The organism is Microbispora sp. CSR-4 (genome assembly GCF_008033685.1).
GTDB lineage: Bacteria > Actinomycetota > Actinomycetes > Streptosporangiales > Streptosporangiaceae > Microbispora.
Map to the genome: position 1 here is coordinate 1 of NZ_VJVX01000077.1, position 17,181 is coordinate 17,181.

At 73.2% G+C, this 17,181-nt stretch carries 17 protein-coding genes; 2 read left to right on the forward strand and 15 right to left on the reverse strand.

Going from position 1 to position 17,181, the window contains the following annotated elements:
• Positions 1-390: 390 nt before the first annotated feature.
• On the forward strand, positions 391-2,046 hold the full coding sequence (locus tag FLV34_RS35840) for an Ig-like domain-containing protein (protein ID WP_147945222.1): 1,656 nt from the start codon (positions 391-393) through the stop codon (positions 2,044-2,046).
• A gap of 73 nt (positions 2,047-2,119) precedes the next feature.
• Here FLV34_RS35840 and FLV34_RS35845 read toward each other — a convergent pair whose 3' ends face one another.
• The 11 genes from FLV34_RS35845 to FLV34_RS35895 are packed head-to-tail and all read right to left on the reverse strand — an operon-like array spanning position 2,120 to position 13,658.
• On the reverse strand, positions 2,120-2,944 hold the full coding sequence (locus tag FLV34_RS35845) for a CoA ester lyase (RefSeq protein ID WP_142645264.1): 825 nt from the start codon (positions 2,942-2,944) through the stop codon (positions 2,120-2,122).
• Entirely contained in the window at positions 2,944-4,107 is a 1,164-nt protein-coding gene (locus FLV34_RS35850) for a CaiB/BaiF CoA-transferase family protein (RefSeq protein WP_147945223.1), read from the reverse strand. Before FLV34_RS35850 ends, FLV34_RS35845 begins: the two co-directional genes overlap by 1 nt.
• Positions 4,104-4,988 carry a ribokinase gene (locus tag FLV34_RS35855; RefSeq protein ID WP_147945224.1) on the reverse strand — a complete coding sequence of 295 codons (885 nt, stop codon included), beginning with the start codon at positions 4,986-4,988 and terminating at the stop codon, positions 4,104-4,106. The genes FLV34_RS35850 and FLV34_RS35855 overlap by 4 nt, the downstream gene beginning before the upstream one ends.
• A complete protein-coding gene (locus FLV34_RS35860) occupies positions 4,985-6,349 on the reverse strand; it encodes an ADP-ribosylglycohydrolase family protein (RefSeq protein ID WP_147945225.1) in 1,365 nt (454 codons plus the stop codon). Before FLV34_RS35860 ends, FLV34_RS35855 begins: the two co-directional genes overlap by 4 nt.
• Positions 6,346-7,572: an ADP-ribosylglycohydrolase family protein gene (locus FLV34_RS35865; RefSeq protein ID WP_261986027.1), complete on the reverse strand. Its 1,227-nt coding sequence runs from the start codon at positions 7,570-7,572 to the stop codon at positions 6,346-6,348. The genes FLV34_RS35860 and FLV34_RS35865 overlap by 4 nt, the downstream gene beginning before the upstream one ends.
• On the reverse strand, positions 7,569-8,582 hold the full coding sequence (locus tag FLV34_RS35870) for an ADP-ribosylglycohydrolase family protein (protein WP_142645268.1): 1,014 nt from the start codon (positions 8,580-8,582) through the stop codon (positions 7,569-7,571). Before FLV34_RS35870 ends, FLV34_RS35865 begins: the two co-directional genes overlap by 4 nt.
• A 6-nt stretch (positions 8,583-8,588) precedes the next feature.
• Entirely contained in the window at positions 8,589-9,551 is a 963-nt protein-coding gene (locus tag FLV34_RS35875) for an ADP-ribosylglycohydrolase family protein (RefSeq protein ID WP_147945226.1), read from the reverse strand.
• Positions 9,548-10,861: a sugar ABC transporter substrate-binding protein gene (locus FLV34_RS35880; RefSeq protein WP_142645270.1), complete on the reverse strand. Its 1,314-nt coding sequence runs from the start codon at positions 10,859-10,861 to the stop codon at positions 9,548-9,550. The genes FLV34_RS35875 and FLV34_RS35880 overlap by 4 nt, the downstream gene beginning before the upstream one ends.
• Positions 10,862-10,892: 31 nt before the next feature.
• Positions 10,893-11,711, reverse strand: coding sequence for a carbohydrate ABC transporter permease (locus FLV34_RS35885; protein WP_142645271.1), 819 nt, complete (start codon positions 11,709-11,711; stop codon positions 10,893-10,895).
• 1 nt (position 11,712) lies between these two features.
• The gene (locus FLV34_RS35890; protein WP_147945227.1) at positions 11,713-12,618 is read right to left on the reverse strand and encodes a carbohydrate ABC transporter permease; all 906 of its coding nucleotides are present in this window, start codon (positions 12,616-12,618) and stop codon (positions 11,713-11,715) included.
• The gene (locus FLV34_RS35895) at positions 12,615-13,658 is read right to left on the reverse strand and encodes a LacI family DNA-binding transcriptional regulator (RefSeq protein WP_142645273.1); all 1,044 of its coding nucleotides are present in this window, start codon (positions 13,656-13,658) and stop codon (positions 12,615-12,617) included. Before FLV34_RS35895 ends, FLV34_RS35890 begins: the two co-directional genes overlap by 4 nt.
• A gap of 211 nt (positions 13,659-13,869) precedes the next feature.
• On the opposite strand from FLV34_RS35895, the gene FLV34_RS35900 reads away from it, so the two are divergent.
• On the forward strand, positions 13,870-14,745 hold the full coding sequence (locus FLV34_RS35900) for a sirohydrochlorin chelatase (protein WP_185948906.1): 876 nt from the start codon (positions 13,870-13,872) through the stop codon (positions 14,743-14,745).
• Here FLV34_RS35900 and FLV34_RS35905 read toward each other — a convergent pair.
• From FLV34_RS35905 to FLV34_RS35920, 4 genes are all read right to left on the reverse strand, one after another.
• Positions 14,742-15,353, reverse strand: a complete 612-nt coding sequence (locus FLV34_RS35905; protein WP_142645274.1) for a TetR family transcriptional regulator — start codon at positions 15,351-15,353, stop codon at positions 14,742-14,744. The two genes, FLV34_RS35900 and FLV34_RS35905, sit on opposite strands and share 4 nt — an antisense overlap.
• A gap of 1 nt (position 15,354) precedes the next feature.
• Positions 15,355-15,744, reverse strand: coding sequence for a hypothetical protein (locus FLV34_RS35910; protein WP_142645275.1), 390 nt, complete (start codon positions 15,742-15,744; stop codon positions 15,355-15,357).
• A 115-nt stretch (positions 15,745-15,859) separates the two neighbouring features.
• A complete protein-coding gene (locus FLV34_RS35915; RefSeq protein ID WP_142645276.1) occupies positions 15,860-16,222 on the reverse strand; it encodes a DUF2203 domain-containing protein in 363 nt (120 codons plus the stop codon).
• A gap of 49 nt (positions 16,223-16,271) precedes the next feature.
• Complete coding sequence (locus FLV34_RS35920) at positions 16,272-17,159, reverse strand: helix-turn-helix transcriptional regulator (protein ID WP_261986028.1); 888 nt, start codon at positions 17,157-17,159, stop codon at positions 16,272-16,274.
• Positions 17,160-17,181: the final 22 nt, after the last annotated feature.

The following is a 17,181-nucleotide window of genomic DNA, read 5'->3' on the forward strand; positions in this document are numbered from 1 at the left end:
GCAGCACGATAGAACAGCACCCGAAGCTCCTGGCGATGACGGTGATGGTTGTGGTGATCAACCCGTCTACCAGGAGCTTCGCCACATCATGAGGAAAACCCGAGCATCGCGATCATGCTGTGACCGGCTTAGCCGCCCGGCGGATGAAAAACGTTCAATGTCGCCTCGGCACAGCCGGACGCCCAGTTCGCGGTCGCCGAATACAAGGACGCGGCGGACTCGACTCCATTTCGGGTGGCGCAGAATCTCACCGGCGACCCGGCCGATGTCACCGCCGGCATCAATTCGCTGTCCGCGTCGGGCGGAGGCGACTTCCCCGAAGACGGCATCAACGCCCTGTACTAGGTCGCCACGGGAGCGCTCTCCTTCCGGCCGGACAGCACCCGGATCGTGTTGCTGATCGGAGACGCCCCCAGCCACGACCCCAGCGGCGGCCACTCGCTGGCCGACGCGATCAGCGCCCTGAAAGCGGCCGACATCACCGTGCTCGCCTTCGACCTGGCCGGGCTGAACTCGAGCGGGCAGGCGGCCGCGATCACCGACGCCACCGACGGACAGCTCTTCTCCGGCCTCAACCCCTCGGAGGTCAGCGACACCATCCTGTCGGCCCTGCACAACCTGCCGGTCACGGTCACCCACAAGCTGCGCGACTGCGACCCGAACCTGTCGGTCTCCCTGACCCCGGACAGCCGTACGGTGACCAGCGGCGAGGATGCCGCGTTCTCCGAGAAGGTCACCGTCGGCGACGGAGCCGCGCCGGGAAGCACCCTCACCTGCAAGGTGGACTTCCTGGTCAACGACGTCCTGTCGCCCGGGTTCACCGAAACGATCACCGAGCACGTCCCGAAGGCGACCCCGAAGATCACCACGACGCCGTCGGGCGAGACGCCCGCGGGCGGAAACGTCTCGGACACCGCGACCCTGTCCGGCGGCCACCACCCGACGGGCACCGTCAAGTTCGAGCTGTTCGGACCCGGCGACACCGAGTGCGAGACGCCCATCGCCACCCGCACCGGATCGGTGTCGGACAGCGGCACGGCGACGTCCGGCGACATCCCGGCGGGCGGCGTGGGCACCTACCGGTGGGTGGCCTCCTACAGCGGCGACGACGCCAACACCCCGGTCACCTCCGAATGCGGTGAGGAGGTCGAGGTCGTCAAGGCCACCCCGGGCATCGCCACCACGCCGTCGGGGTCGGTCCCGGCCGGCGGCGCCGTCTCCGACACCGCCACGGTCTCCGGCGGGTTCCACCCCACCGGCACCGTCGAATTCCAGCTGTACGCGCCCGGCGACACCGACTGCAAGACGCCGATCGCCACCCGCACCGGCGACCTGTCCGGCAGCGGCACCGCCGCGTCCGGCGACGTGACCATCGGCGCGGCCGGCACCTACCGGTGGACCGCCACCTACAGCGGCGACGCCAACAACAACTCCGTCACCTCGCCGTGCAGCGACGAGGAGGTCAAGGTCACGCCGCAGCGGCTGACCGGACGGGCCTACGGCCTGACCGCCGGCGCCTCCCTGGCCGGCCTGCAACTGGTCAACATCGCACGCACCCCGGACACCGGCCCCGTCTCCACCACGTCGTCCGGCAGCACCTCGGTCCCCTGCACCGCCACCCTCAGCGGGCTGATCAGCGCGCACGCCCTGTGCGCCAAGGTCGTCACCACCGAGTTCCCCGGCAAGTCGGAGGCCACCGCCTCCATCGACGACACCTCCATCGGGATCACCGGCATCCCCGTGATCACCATCGGGGCCATCAAGTCCAGCTCCACCACCACCTGCTCCGGATCGAGCGGGACCACCACGATCGCCTCCCTCAAGGTCGGCAACACGGTGGTCATCTCGGCGCCGACGAACATCGCGCCCAACACCACGATCAACGTCGGCGTGGTGAAGCTGGTCCTCAACGAGCAGATCCCGTTCACCACGCCCGACAAGGGCCTGACCGTCAACGCGGTTCACGTCACCGTCAACGCCCTCGGCCTGGCCAAGACCAACGTGGTCCTGGCCTCCGCCGAGAGCGACATCGGCAACTGCCCGTGACCTGAGCCGACCGACCCCGGGGCCGGGCGGAGCGCCGTGACTCCGCCCGGCCCCGGCCGATTCGGCACGAGTCTCAGTGCCCGCCGGCGTCGGCGAGGACGCGGCGGGCCTGCCGGACGACGGCCTCGTCCACGAAGCGGCCGTCGGCGAGGGCCACCGCGCCCTGGTCGGCGGCGGAGACGACCTCCAGGGCGGCCGCGATCTCCTCCTCCGTCGGGTGGTAGGCCGCCGCGATCACCGGAAGCTGGACGGGGTGGATGGCCGCCCTGCCGCGAAATCCCATGGCCCGGCCCGAGGCGCAGGACGCGGCCAGGCCGTCGAGGTCGCGGACGTTCGCATAAACGGACTGGGCCGGGGCCGGCAGCCCCGCCGCGCGGGCCGCGACCACGATGCGGGACCGCGCCCAGGCCAGGCCCGCCTCGTCGGTCACACCGAGGTCGGCGCGCAGATCGGCCTCGCCGAGGCCGATCCCGGCGACGGCCGGTGAGGCGGTGGCGATCTCGAAGGCGCGCTCCAGCCCGAGGGCCGACTCGATGATCAGCCGCAGCGGCACGCCCGGCACCGCGTCGGCGATCCGGCGGACCTCGTCGGCCGACTCCACCTTGGGGACGCGCAGGCCGCCGCTGCCGCGCAGCAGCGTTCCGAGCGCGTGCAGGTCGGCCTGGCCGTACGGTGTGCGGACGTCGTTGACCCGGATCTCCACGCGCGGCCGCGGCGTGGCCAGCAGGGCGGCGACCCCGGCGCGGGCGGCGTCCTTGTTCTCGGGGGCGACCGCGTCCTCCAGGTCGACGATCACCATGTCGGCCTCGCCGCCCAGGGCCTTGCCGATCCGGTCGGGGCGGTCGGCGGGCACGTACAACCATGTCAGGGGCGCGGCCGGGACACCAGGAGCGTCCATCACACCACTCCCTTGGCCCGCAGTGCCTCGATCTGCGCATCGGTCAGGCCGAGGCCGCGCAGGATCTCATCGGTGTCGGCGCCGTGCGGGCGGCCGGTCCACCGGATGTGTCCCGGTGTCTCCGACAGCCGGAACATCACGTTCTGCATCCGCAGCGGGCCCAGCTCGGGGTCCTCCACGGTCGTCACCGCGTCGAGCGCGGTCAGCTGCGGGTCGGCCAGCACGTCGCGCACGTCGTAGATGGGCGCCACGGCGGCCTCGGCCTCCTCGAACGCCCGCAGCACCTCCTCCCGGGTCCGCTCGCCGACCCAGGCCGCGACGGCCGCGTCGAGCTCGCCGACGTGCGCCACCCGGCCCGCGCCGGTGGCGAACCACGGCTCGTCCACCAGGTCGGGCCGGCCGACCAGGCGCATCACGCGTTCCGCGATGCTCTGCGCCGAGGTCGAGACCGCGACCCACGAGCCGTCGCGGCAGCGGTAGGTGTTGCGCGGGGCGTTGTTGACCGAGCGGTTGCCGGTGCGCGGGGGCACGACGCCGAGCCGGTCGTAGATGGTGGGCTGGGCGCCGAGCACGGTCAGGATCGGCTCGATGATCGACAGGTCGACGACCTGCCCGCGCCCCGACCGCAGGGCAGTCATCACGGCGAACGCGGTGGCCAGCGCGCAGATGCCGTCCGCGAGCCCGAACGGCGGCAGCGTGGGCGGCCCGTCCGGTTCCCCCGTCATCGCGGCGAACCCGCTCATCGCCTCGGCGAGGGTGCCGAAGCCGGGCCGTCTGGCGTACGGGCCGAACTGGCCGAAGCCGGTGACCCTGGCGAGCACCAGATCGGGGTTGGCCTTGCTGAGCCGGTCCCAGGACAGGTTCCAGCGCTCCAGCGTGCCGGGGCGGAAGTTCTCGATGAGCACGTCGGCGTCCTCGACGAGCCGGACCAGCAGGTCCTGCCCCTCAGTGGTGGACAGGTCGAGGGTCATCGTCCGCTTGTTGCGGCCGAGCATCTTCCACCACAGCCCCCCGGGGCCGTGCCCGCGCGACGGGTCCGGCCTGCGCGGGTGCTCGATCTTGATGACGTCCGCGCCGTAGTCGCCGAGCAGCATCGCGGCGGTCGGCCCGGCGAACAGCGTCGCGGCGTCGATGACGCGCACGCCGTCGAGCGGCCCGGTCACAGTCCCTCCTCCATCAGGTGGTCGATCTCGTGGCGGTGGGGCATGGAGGTGCTGGCGCCCCCCCGCTGCACCGACAGCGCCGCGGCGGCCGAGGCGAAGCGCAGCGCCCGCGCCGGATCGGCCCCCTCGGTCCTGGCGACGGCCAGCGCCGCCGCGAAGGTGTCGCCCGCCGCCGTCGTGTCCACCGCCCGCACCGGTACGGCGGGCTCGTGCAGGCGGACGCCCTCGCGCGAGCCGTACAGGGCGCCCCGGGCGCCCAGGGTGACGACGGCCTCGGGGACGAGGCCGAGCAGCGCCTCCAGCGCGTCGCCGGGGTCGTCGCGGCCGGTGAGGGCCGCCGCCTCGTGCTCGTTGGGCACGATGAGGTCGACGGCCTCCAGCAGCTCGGCGGGCAGCGGCACGGCCGGGGCCGGGGTCAGGATCACCTCCGCGCCGGGCACGTGGGCCGCGGCGACCACGGCGTCCATCGGCAGCTCCAGTTGCAGAAGCAGCGCGTCGGACCGGGCGATGACCTCCGCGTCCCGCCCGTCCGGCCCGGTGACCGCGCCGTTCGCGCCGGGCACCACGATGATCGAGTTGTCGCCGCCGTCCTGCACGACGATGTGGGCGACGCCCGACGGGCCGGGCACGACCCGCAGCCCGGTGGTGTCCACGCCCGCCTCGGCGAGCGCGGCCCGCAGCCCCGGCCCGAACGCGTCGTCCCCCACGGCTCCGAAGAAGGCCACGTCGGCGCCCGCGCGGGCCGCGGCGATCGCCTGGTTGGCTCCCTTGCCGCCGGGAATCGTGCGGAACTCCCGGCCCGTGACGGTCTCACCCGGCTTGGGGGCCTGGGCGACGTACGCCACCAGGTCCATGTTGGCGCTGCCGAACACCGAGATCATCGTCGTTCCCCCTCACAGAGCGCGAGCGTGCGGGCGGCGAGCGACTCGATCGAGACGCCGTCGAAGCCGGGCAGGCTGCTGGCCAGCCGGTCCCTGGTGATCCACCGCTCGGGGACGCCGCCCGCCAGCGCCCCGGCGATCGATCCGGCGGTGGCGGCGGCCGAGTCGGTGTCCCAGCCTCCGGCCACGGCCGCGCCGACGGTCGCGCCGAAGTCGCCCGCACCGTGCACTGCGCCATGAACGAGCGCCGCCGCCAGCAGCGCCGCGTTGTTAACAGTGTGGACCCAGTGGAGGTCGCCGTGCCGCGCGTAGAGCCGGTCGACGACCCGCTCGAAGTCCGGCTCGGCCGCGGCGTCCGCGACGGCCTGCCGTACGGCCCCGGCCAGGCGCGAGCCGGGCGGCACGACCGAGAGCCCGGCCTCGATCACCTCGTCCATTCCGGCGGCCACGAGCGCCTGCGCGCACATGGCGGCGGCGAACATCGCGCCGTAGATCCCGTTGGCCGTGTGGCTGAGCCGGGCGTCCCGCCACGCCTGCGCCGCGGCCGTCGCCGGATCGCCCGGGTTGGCCCAGCCGTACACGTCGGCCCTGATCAACGCGCCGATCCACTCGCGGAACGGGTTGCGGTGGACGGCGGTCGCGGGGACTTCGAGACCCGCGAGCAGGTTGCGGTAGGCCGCCCGCTCGGCGGTGAAGACCCGCCCGGCGGGCAGCGCGTCGAGCCAGGTCTTCGCGACGTCCTCGGTCGTGAAGTCCCGTCCGTGCCGTTCCAGCACGGTGAGCGCGAGCAGCGCGTAGTTGAGGTCGTCGTCCTCGGGCACGCCGTCGATGTTCTCGGCGAGGCTGGTGGCCGCGCTGCGGCGGTTCCACGGCCACCGCTCCGCGATCTCCGGCGGCAGCCCCTTCGCGGTGAACCAGCCGCGGATCGGCCAGTTGCCGGTCGCCTCGGCGATGGCCCTGATCCCCTCGCGGGGGATCTTCTCCACCGGCTTGCCCAGCAGGCAGCCGGCCGCCCTCCCCCACCAGGCGCCCAGAACCCGCCCGGGCTCGGGGCGCGTCCGCGTGCCGGAGGCGGGCCAGTCCGGGCAGCTCGCGACGATCTCTCCGAGCTCCGAGGGCTCGGGCAGCGGCGAGGGGATCGCCGCGGGCGTGTCGAGCAGCTCCCCGGCCAGGGCGCGCAGCGCCTCGGGGGCGGGCTCGGCGGAGGCCCCCGCCCTCGGCGGCGCGTCGTGCCCGCCGGCGGCGTGCCAGCGCTCGCGCACGGCCGCCACCTCCGGGAGCGTTCCCCGGCCGTCCTCGTCCGCCTGCCTCAGCTCGTGGCCCACGAGGTCCTCCGGCTGCACCCACGTCAGCCGGATCATCGCGCGTCTCCCCGCGGCGCGAGCAGGGCGTCGAAGGCGGCCTCGTGCGCGCGGCGGCGCTCCCGGTCGGCCCGGTGCCCCCGCCGCGCGACGGCCGCGATCGCCCGCCCCGGCCCGACCAGGTCCGTACGGCTGGCCGTCGCCACCTGCTCCAGCCAGTCGGCGGGGACGGCGGCCCGCCCGCCGAGCGCCCCGGCGACGGCCCCGCCCATCGAGGCGATGGAGTCGGCGTCGCGGCCGTAGTTGACGCCGCCGAGCACCGTCTCGCGGTAGTCGCCCTTGGCCATCACCAGGAACGCGAGCGCGAGCGGCAGTTCCTCGATGCTGTGCAGCCGGCTCGGCCGCCGCGCCCCGAGGCCCTGGTCGCGGTAGGTGTCGGCCACCGTGTCGTACGGGCGGATCGCCGCGCGCAGGGCCTCGAAGGAGCCCTCCCAGTGGCCGAGGCCCCGGGCGGCCGAGCAGACCGCGTCGATGGCGGCCCGGGTGCCGTCGCGGGCGAGCCGCAGGCAGGTCGCGACGACCGAGTCGGGCGTCGCGCCCGGTCGCATCGCCTCGGCGACCGCCGCCGCCAGCACGCCCGCCGCCTCACGGCCGTAGCTCGACTGGTGCGCCCCGGCCAGGTCGATCGCCTCGGCGTACGCGCCGTCGGGGTCGCCCGCGTTGACGACGCCGACCGGCGCCATGTACATCGCCGCGCCGCAGTTGACGATGTTGCCGACCCCGGCCTCGCGGGGGTCGGCGTGGCCGTAGTGCAGCCGCAGCACGAGCCACTTCTCGGCGAGGAACACCCGGTGGAGCGGCAGCGCCTCGGCCTCCAGCTCGGGGATCCACCGCTTCTCCCCCATCATCTCGGGCACCAGGTGCTCGGCGGCGGCGTAGGCGTCCAGGTGACCGCCGACCCGCTCGTACACCCGGATGAGGGCGTGCGTCATCAACGTGTCGTCGGTGACGTGGCCGTCCCCCTTGTGATAGGGCGCGATGGGGCGGGCGTTGCGCCAGTCCTCGTTGAAGGGGGGGACGACGCCGCGCACCCGGCCTCCGTAGCGCTCCTGGATCTGCTCGGGCGTCCACCCCTCGGTGGCTCCGCCGAGCGCGTCGCCCACCGCGGCGCCCGCCACACACCCCACGGCGCGATCGGTCAGCAGGTCGTCATCCGGCAGGTCCTCCTGCGGCGTCATCCGGTCTTCCCCCTTGTCCGTACGCGTGATGTGGCCGGGCGTCATGCGAGCCGCCCGGCGATGTCCAGCAGGTCGGTTCCCGCGAGCTCCGGCAGGCAGCAGCCGGCCAGGACGCGGGCCCGCTCGCGCCAGGCGGCGGGCAGCGCGTCGTGCCCCGCGGCGCAGCCGAGCAGCGCGCCGGTGAGCGCGGGCGCGGAGTCGGCGACCGGGGCGAGGCAGGCCGCCGCCGAGACGCCCGCGCCGAACGCCTCCTGCGGCGGCCCGCAGGAGGCGACGTCGGCGAGGGCCAGCGCGACCGGCACGGTCTGCGCGGCGGCGACGCCGTAGCTGTAGACGTGGTCGAGCACGGCGGCGTCCAGCGCCGGCACCGCGGCGAAGGGCGAGCCCGCCGCCCGCGCCGCCGCGAGGGCCTCGCGCGCCGCGTGCCCGATCGCCGTGTCCGGCGGCAGCGCGCCGAGCGCCGCCTCCACCGCCTCGCCCATCGGGGCGCCGTCCGTCAGCGCCGCGACCGCGCGGGCCATCGCGACCGCGCCGAGCACGCCGTCCTCCGCGTTGGTGACGCGCGCGTCCTCCAGCGGATCGAGCCCGGCCGCGCCGAAGGCGACGGCCCGCACGGCGGCGGCGTCGTCGAAGTGGTGGGGGTTGTCGTGGCCGCTGGCGGGCGGGCACTTGCCCGCCGCGAGGTTGTCGAGCGCCGCCCACACGGAGATGCGCGCCCGGACGTCGTCGCGGCCCGCCAGGCGGCCGAACGCCTCGGCCCGGTCCTCCCGGATGGTCAGGGCCGTCCAGGCCAGCCACTCGGCGTCGTCCGACGGGCCCGCCGCCAGCGGCGCCACCGGCTGGTTCAGCGCGAACGGCACCGGCAGCGTGGTGACCTGGTGTTCCTCGGCGAACGCGTCGAGCTCCCGGTGCAGCCGCCTGCTCCAGCCGGCCAGCAGCGCGGACCGGTGCCGGGCGGCCGGCCATCCGGCCGCGTCGCCGGCGGCGAGGCCGATGACGGCCCCCCGCACGCGGTCGAGCCTGGGCGGCCCGTCCCGCCTGTCCCCCGATGGCATGTGGTCCTACATTCCTTTCACGATCTCGTCGGCGACGTCGCGGATGTCCCGCCCGGCGACCACGGGCAGGCAGCGGCCCGCCACCGGGCCGATGCGCTCGGCCCAGCGGGCGGGCACCGCCGCCTCACCGCGGCCCGCCCCGGAGAGAGCGCCTGCGACGGCGGCGGTGGTGTCGGCGTCCCTGCCGAGGTTGGCGGCCGTGACGACCGACGCCTCGATCTCCCCGCCGCCCGCCACGTAGGCGGCGAACGCGAGGGCGACCGCCTCGGGCGCCAGGTCGGTCCACGGGTAGTGCTTGACCACGACCGTGTCGTGGAGCGTGCGGGCCAGGAGGGGGCGGGGCGTGCGGGCGGCGACGTCGAGCGCGGCGCGCAGGCTGCGTGCCGTCCAGGAGTCCTCCGGCACCGCCCGCAGCGCCGCCCCGGCCACCTCCTCGGGCAGGGCGCCGGTCATCGCGACCGCGACCGCCGCGGCCACCGCCCGGCCGCCGAGGATCCCCTCGCCGGTGTGGCTCCCCCGCCCGTCGGTCTCCGCCAGCCGCGCCGCCTCGTCCGGGTCGCCCGCCGCGAAGATCCCGTACGGCGCGGCCCGCATGGCCAGGCCGTCGGACCAGCCGTGGGCGTGCCACCGGCCGGTCAGCGGCGGCTCAAGGCCGCGGCGCAGGGCCTCGACCGTGCCGAGCTCGGAGAACCCGGCGCCGCGCATCGGCCCGTCGAGCCGCGCGACGATCTCCTCGCGCCAGGCCCGCGCCACGTCCGCTGAGGTGAGCGCGTGACCGTGGCGCAGGAGCACGGTGGCGGCGAAGATCGTGTATTCGGTGTCGTCGGTGCCGCCGCGCTCGATCTCGGTGAGCACGCCCCACCGCGCGGCGATCTGTTCCGGAGAGAGGTTCTCCGCGGGGGCGCCCAGGGCGTCGCCGGCGGCGAGGCCGAGCAGACAACCCCGGGCGCGGTCACGTACGGAGGTCAACGGCTGTACCGCTCCAGCACCTTGTTCCCCTCCTCGACGAGCCGCTTGGCCAGCTCGTCGAGGCTGATCTTGTCGGCGAAGTACTCCTGCATCGCCGGCGTGGCCACCTTGCTCTTCCACTCGTCGAACCCGTTCACCTTGAGGAACGGCGCGACGACGAGGTCCTTGGCCGAGGCGGTGGCGACGTCCCACCCGTTCTCCTCCGTGGTGAGCGCCGAGATCTTCGCGGCGCTCGTGCTGGTGGGCAGCAGCCAGTCGCCCTTGGCCAGCTTCGCCTGGTTCGGGCCGTTGAGGAAGTACGCGATGAACTTCACCGCCTCGTCGGGGTGCTTGCTGTCGGCCGCGACCGACAGCGTCTGCGAGACCGCGCCCTGCTGGGAGGTCTGACCCTTAAGCGGCGGCAGCGTGACCCACTGGAACCCGTCCGGTGCCTGCTCGGCGACCTGCTGGCGCAGGTAAACCCCGGCCGGGACGATGGCGTACTTGCCGGCGAAGAAGCCCGGCAGCGGGTCGGCGGTGCCCATGCCCAGCGCCGACGGGTCGGCCGACTTGTCGGTGTAGAGCTGGTCGTGGATGCGCTGGAGCACCTCGCGCTCCTGCGGCCCGACCTTCACCGTGGTCTTGCCGTCCTGGGTGTCGAAGAACGTGCCGCCGAAGTTGAGCGCCAGGTTGAGCACCTTGTTGACCGGCGACTTCATCGGCCAGGCCACGCCGTACGTGCCCTTCTTGGTGAGCTTCTTCGACACGTCGGCGAACTCGTCCCACGTCCACGGCGAGTCCGGGGTGGGGATGCGCACACCGGCGTCGTCGAGCAGCTTCTTGTTGGCGATGAGCACCTGCGACTCCTGCAGGAACGGCACGCCGTACACGCCCTGGCCGCTCTTGCCGTCGGAGAAGGTGACCGTGTCCCACGCGGCCTGCGGGATGTCGCTCTGCAGCTCGGCGGGGATCTTGCCGGTGAGGTCGAGCAGGAAGCCCCGCGAGGCGAAGCTCGACAGCGCCGGGGAGTCGTCGTGGATGACGTCCGGCGGGTCGCCGGCCTCGAACGACGTCACGAGCTGGTCGTTGACGTTGTCCCAGCTCCCCTGGACGTACTCGACCTGGATGTTCGGGTTGGCCTTGTTCCAGTCGGCGACGATCTCCTTGTTGGCTTCGATCGACTCCTTCTGCCAGGCCAGGCTGAGGAAGCGCAGCTTCACCGGCTCCCCGGACGCGGCACCGCCGCCGTCCCCGCCGTCGCCGCCGCTTCCGCACGCGGCCGCCGCGAGCGCGACCGCCGCCACGGCCAGCGCGGCACCCAATCTCTTCATTGAGACCTCCTTATAAGGGTCGCCATGCGGATCAGCCCTTGACGGCCCCGGCCATCAGGCCGGACCGCAGGCGCCGCTGGATGATCGCGAAGAAGACGAGGCTCGGCACGGTCGCGAGCAGCGACGCCGCCGCCAGAGGGCCGAGCCGGGCGACACCTTCCGGGCCGACGAAGCGCACCAGCGTCAGCGGAAGGGTTTCCACCTCGGGATCCTTGAGGATCACGAGGGCGAACATGAACTCGTTCCAGGACGAGATGAAGCTGAACAACAGCGTCGCGACGACACCGGGGGCCAGCAGCGGCGCGACGACGGCGGCCAGCGCGCGCAGCCGCCCCGCGCCGTCCACCGACGCGGCCTCCTCCAGCTCGCGCGGCACCGCCCGCACGTATCCGCGCAGCATCCACAGCGCGAACGGCATGACGAACGTGACGTGCACGACCGTGAGCCCGGCGAGGGTGTTCACCAGCTCCAGCCGCCGCAGCACCATGAACAGCGGGATGATGATCAGAACGACCGGGAAGACCTGGCTGACCAGCACCCAGCCGATCGCGATCTTGCCGGCCACGCCGCGGAAGCGGGCCAGCGCGTACGCCGCGGGCAGCGCGAGCGCCACCGTGATCAGCGCGGTGGCGACGGCGACGACGAGGCTGCGCAGCCCCGCGCCGACCAGGTCCTGCTCCGCGAAGGCGTCGGCGAAGTTGGCCAGCGTGGGCCGGCGCGGGATCCACGTGGGATCGAGGGCGGCCATCTCCTGCGGCGTCTTCAGCGCCGTGGACAGCAGCCACAGCAGCGGGAACGACAGGAAGGCGACATATCCCAGCAGGGCGAGATACTTCAGCGCGCGGGTCATGTCAGGCTCCCTCCCGTGCCTGCCGCCACAGGTACAGGCCGAGCACGGCCAGCACGACGATCGTGATCGCCACGCCGAGCGTCGCGGCGTAGCCGAAGAAGCCGTATCGGAACGCCTCCTCGTACGCGAACAGCATGGGCAGCCTCGTCCGCCCGCCCGGCCCGCCCTGGGTGAGCACGTAGACCAGGCTGAACTGGTTGATGTTCCACACGAAGTCGAGTGAGGTGATGGCCACGATCACGGGCCGCAGCTGCGGCAGCGTGACGTTCCAGAACCGCCGCCAGGTGCCCGCGCCGTCGACGCTGACCGCCTCGTAGAGCTCTCTGGGCACGTTCTGCAGGCCGGCGAGCAGCACGACCGTGGTCTGCGGCATGCCGGTCCAGACCCCCACGACGATGACGGCGGGCAGCGCGAGGGAGAAGTCGTGCAGCCAGTCGACGTTCGAGCCGAACAGGCCGTTGAGCAGGCCCGCGTCCGGGTGGTAGACGAGCCGCCACATCAGGCCGACCACCACGGGCGGCATCGCCCACGGCACGACCGCCAGCACCCGGGCGACGCCGCGCAGGCGGAGGTCCTGGTTCAGCAGCAGCGCGAGCCCCAGCGAGGCGAGGAACTGCAGCACGGTCACCGACACGCCCCAGACCATGCCGATCCGGAACGACTCCCAGAAGTCGCCGTCCGACAGCAGCTCGGCGAAGTTCTCCAGGCCCACGAACGAGGTCACGGTGTTGCGGCCGGACCGCGCGTCGGTGAAGGCCAGCAGGATGCCGTAGACCAGCGGGCCCACGCTGAACAGCAGCACCGGCACGAGCGCGGGGAGCAGCAGTGTGAGCCCGTTCCCCGACAGGAGCCCACGTCGTGGCCCGCCTCCGGTGCGGCCGTACGGCCGCTCGGCGACCGCGGTCATCGGGCACCTCCCGGCGACGCCTGCGAAACAGTGGTGGAGCCCCGGATGGTGAGGCTCGGCCGCACGACCGCCACCCGCGGCCCGCGCGGGCCGTTCTGCAGCCGGTCGAGCAGCAGCCCGGCCGCCGCCCGGCCGCGCTCGGCCGACCCGAGCGAGACGCTGGTCAGCGTCGGCCAGGTCACCGAGGCGAGGTCGGTGTCGTCCATGCCGACCACCGCCACGTCGCCGGGGACGTCCCTGCCCTGCTCGCGCAGCACGTCGAGCGCGCCGAGCGCGATGAGGTCGTTGGCGCACATCAGCGCGTCCACGCCGGGCACGCGCGACAGCAGCGCCCGCGCGGCGCGCGCCCCGCTGTCGCGGTAGAAGTCGCCCACCTCGACGAGGTCCTCGTCGTACGGCAGGCCGAGCGCCTCCAGCGCCTCCCGGTAGGCGGCGGCGCGGGCGGCGCCGGGAACGGTGTCGAGCGGGCCGTTGAGGAAGCCGATGCGCCGCCTGCCGATGGTGTGCAGGTGGTCGAGCGCGAGCCGCACACCGGTCCTGGAGTCGGTGCGCACGTTGTCGACCAGCGCGCCCTCCGGCATGTCGTCCGGCAGCGCGCCGATGACGACGACGGGGGCGCGCGCGGCGACGATGGCCTCGACGTGCTCCTGGGTGACGCCGCGCAGCGGGCTGATGATGAGGCCGTCGACGTAGCGCTCGCGCAGGCCGCGCAGCACGTCGAGCTCGTCGTCGGTCTCGCCGTCGGTGGAGTGGATCAGGAGCCGGTAGCCGGCCGCCTTCAGCAGCGGCTGGATCTCGCGCACCATCGCCACGTAGACCGGGTTGCCGATGTCGGCCATCGCGAAGGCGATCTGGTCGGTGCGGCGGTTGCGGAGCGAGCGGGCGACCGAGTTGGGCACGTAGCCGAGTTCGTCGGCCGCGCGCATGACGCGCCGCACGGTGTCCTCGCGCGTGGGCAGCCCGTTAAGCACACGTGACACCGAGGCGATCGACACACCGGCGCGTTGCGCGATCGTGGTGATCGTGGGACCCTCGGTCAACGGAACCTCACTTGGGAGAATGTCCTGTAATCGTTTACTGGCCGGTAATGCACAGCGATCTGTAAACGTTTACGGCCGGATGAGTCCATATCAAACCGGGTCCTCTGGAGAGCGTCAAGTAACGAACGTGTAAACCGTCTAGATCACCAAGCCGCAACAAGCCGCGCGTTGGTTCGGCTCTTCGACCAGATTCGCCCTAGAATCCGCCGATGTGAACGAAGGTCACGAGGACCCGCCGAAGCTCCCCACCAGAGAGCGCTCTCCGCGGTTTGGGGGCGGCCGCCACAGACGGCCCCTCCCCGCCGACCTGCCGCCTGACGCGCCTGCCCTGGTCCTGGCGGTGCCGGGCAAGGCCGGCGATCCGGTGGGCCCGGGCGGTGACGTGGCCATGGAGGTCGCCTCCATCGTCAGGATCGACAACCCGCAGATCGACCTTCGTATCGTCTCGCTGGCCGACGGCGGCGCCGACCTCACCAAGGAGTTCGCGTCCATCGCCGCCCAGCGACCGGCGGACGGACCGGCCGCGGTGGTCGTCCCGCTCGTCACCGGGCCCCATCCGCGCGTGCTGCGCGCCGTACGGGACGCCGTGACGCAGAGCGAGGCCGCGGTGCGGATCACCGAGCCGCTCGGCCCACATCCGCTGCTGGCCGAGGCCCTGCACGTGCGCCTGGCCGAGGCGGGCCTGGCCCGCGCCGACCGGATGCGCCTGTTCAACGTCTCCTCGCCGGTCGACGGGATCATCGTCGCGACCGCCGGAGGCGACGAGGCCGCCCGCGGCGCGGACGCGACGGCCGTCCTGCTGGCCGCCCGCCTGACGCTGCCCGTCGTCCCCGCCGCGCTGGACGGCCAGCCGAGCGTGCGCGACGCCGCCGAGCGCCTGCGCAACATCGGCGCCAACCGGCTCGCCATGGTGCCGTACGTCATCGGTCCCGAGACCGACCTCGACCGGATCACGGCGGCCGCCGACTCGATCGGCGCCGGGTGCGCTGAGCCCCTCGGCGCGCACGAGTCCGTGGCCCGCATGGTGTGCGTGCGGTACGGCGCCGCCTTCGGCGGTTTCGACGGCTTCGACGACCTGTCGGACTAACCCCCGTCGCCCGCGCCGGCGGACTCCTCGGCGCGGGTCGCACGGTCGAACAGCTCGGCGAGCTCGTCCGCGCAGACGCCGGGATCGGCGCCCTCGACGACCCGTTCGGCCATCGCGTCGATGGACGCGCGCAGCGCCGCTCCCATCACCGTGCAGTCGAAGCTCCGGAAGGCCCCCGTACGCTGCCCGTCCTCGAACAGGGCCACGAGCCTGGCGATCGCGGCATCCCTCTCCCCGACTCCGACAGGGGCCTTGTTGAAGGCGATCTGCTGCACCGCGCGCACGTGCCCGGGGTTGCGGGCGACGAAGGCGAGGTTCGACCTGATGAACGCCTCCAGTTGAGCACGGGCTCCGTGCGCGGCCTGTATCGCCGGCCGCATGAAGGCCGCGGCGTCGGCGACGACCTGCTGGACGACGGCCTCGAACAGCCGGTCCTTGCTGGAGAAGTGGTAGGTGATCAGTCTCTTGCTGCTGAGCCCGGCGTGCTCGCAGATGGCCTCGAACGTGGTCTCCGCGTAGCCGCGCTCGGCGAGCACGGCGATCGCGGCCGAGGCGATCTGAGCTCTGCGCGCCTCGGTGGCCGCCTGACGGGTCCCAGGGCTTCTCATGTCACCTCAGCTTGCCATCCTTCGGATACGCCTCGCGCACCGTACGCCGGTTGACGATCAGTGCGACGGCGGCGACCAGGACGCCGACCACGCCCTGCTCCGCCTTCATCCACACCGGATAGCCGCTGTCGGGCGCGAGCAGGATGAGCACGATGCCGATGGGCGCGGCGATGCTGACGTAGCGGATGCGTACGTACGCGGTTCTCTTGCCACGCGCGGCCTGACCCGTCAGGGCGACGAGCCAGACGGACGCCGCGGCCACGGCCGCTCCGCGGAGCCAGACCACCCAGTCGCCGCCGATGACGGCGGCCACGCCGAGTGTCGCGATCGAGATGACGAGGACGGCGACGAAGAGCGTCCGCACGGCGGGCCAGCCCAGTTTGTTATCCATGCGGATAAAATTATTCGCATGGATAACGAGGGCGCAAGACCCGGCATGCTTTCAGAGGCGCAGGAGAAGACTGATCCGGGCACCGGCCTTCGTCGCGACCGGAGCGGCGGCGAGGTCAGGGAAGCGGGCGGCGGCCGGGGAAGCCGAGGTCGCTGCGGTGATACCAGCCGAGGGCGATCTCCCCCTCCAGCCAGCACAGCCGTACGGACACCTCACCGAGCACGGCGGGGAAGTCGACGAGCAGCGGGGCGACGCCCTTGATCTCGATGCCCTCGGCGTCGAACCAGGTCAGGATCTCGTCCATCCGCGCCTCCAGGCCCTTGGCCTCCGGCAGGCCGCCGAGGGGTGAGGTGCCCGCGTGCCGCAGGTCGTGGGTGAGCTCGGCCAGATCGGCGCGTACGGCGACGAACGCGCGGGCGTGCTCCAGCACCGCCGGCATCAGCGACCTGGCCTCGTCGACCGTGAAGATCCTCGCCACCCTCCGGACGCTACCGCATCACCCCCTGCCTGGCTCGCAGGCGGCGGCTTCACCCGCGGGCGGGCGTCCCATGCAGCGCGCAGTGGGCGACCTCCGGGTGGGCCGCCAGCCAGTCGATCCGCTGCCTGCTCTGCTCGTCCATCGGCGTGTAGACCACGACGCGGGTCTCCGGCGGCGCCGCCAGCGCCATGCTCGTGGACGTGAGGCGGATCAGGCCCACCGACGAGTGTTTGAACATCTTCACCCGGACGCCCGGCCTGGCCACCTCGTGCATCGCCCACATCCGGGCGAACTCCGGGCTGGCCGCCGACAGCCGGGCGACGAAACCCGTCCAGGCCAGATCTCCCAGGTGGCGGCCGAACGCGGCCCGCAGCGTGGCGACCATCTGCGGGAGCTCCTCGTCCTTGTTCACCAGCGGGCAGCAGCAGGCGGGCAGGGTGAACACCCGCCACAGGACGTTGCGTTCGAGCCGCGGCTGCTCGGCCACCGACGCGAAGAGCGTGCCGTACGCGGCGTTCCAGGCGAGCAGGTCGTAACGTCCGTTGTAGACGCACGCGGGCAGCGGGTCGAGCTGACGCAGGATCGTGTGCACCTCGGCGTCGAGGCCCTCCCCGTCGCCCGCCGGATCGGCGATCTCCGGCAGGTCCGCCAGCCGGTAGAGATGCTCCCGTTCCGCCGCGTCGAGCCGCAGGGTGCGGGCGACGGCGTCGAGCACCTGCACGGACGCGTTGATGGGGCGGCCCTGCTCCAGCCACGTGTACCAGGTCACGCCCACGCCCGCGAGCTGGGCGACCTCCTCCCGCCGCAGGCCCGGCGTACGGCGGCGCAGGCCGGGCGGCAGTCCGACGTCCTCGGGCCTGATCCGCTCGCGCCTGCTCCGCAGGAAGGCCGCGAGCTCCTCACGCCTGCTGTTCCTGGTGCGCATCCCCGTCGTCACCTTCCCCATCCTCGCGGGCGGG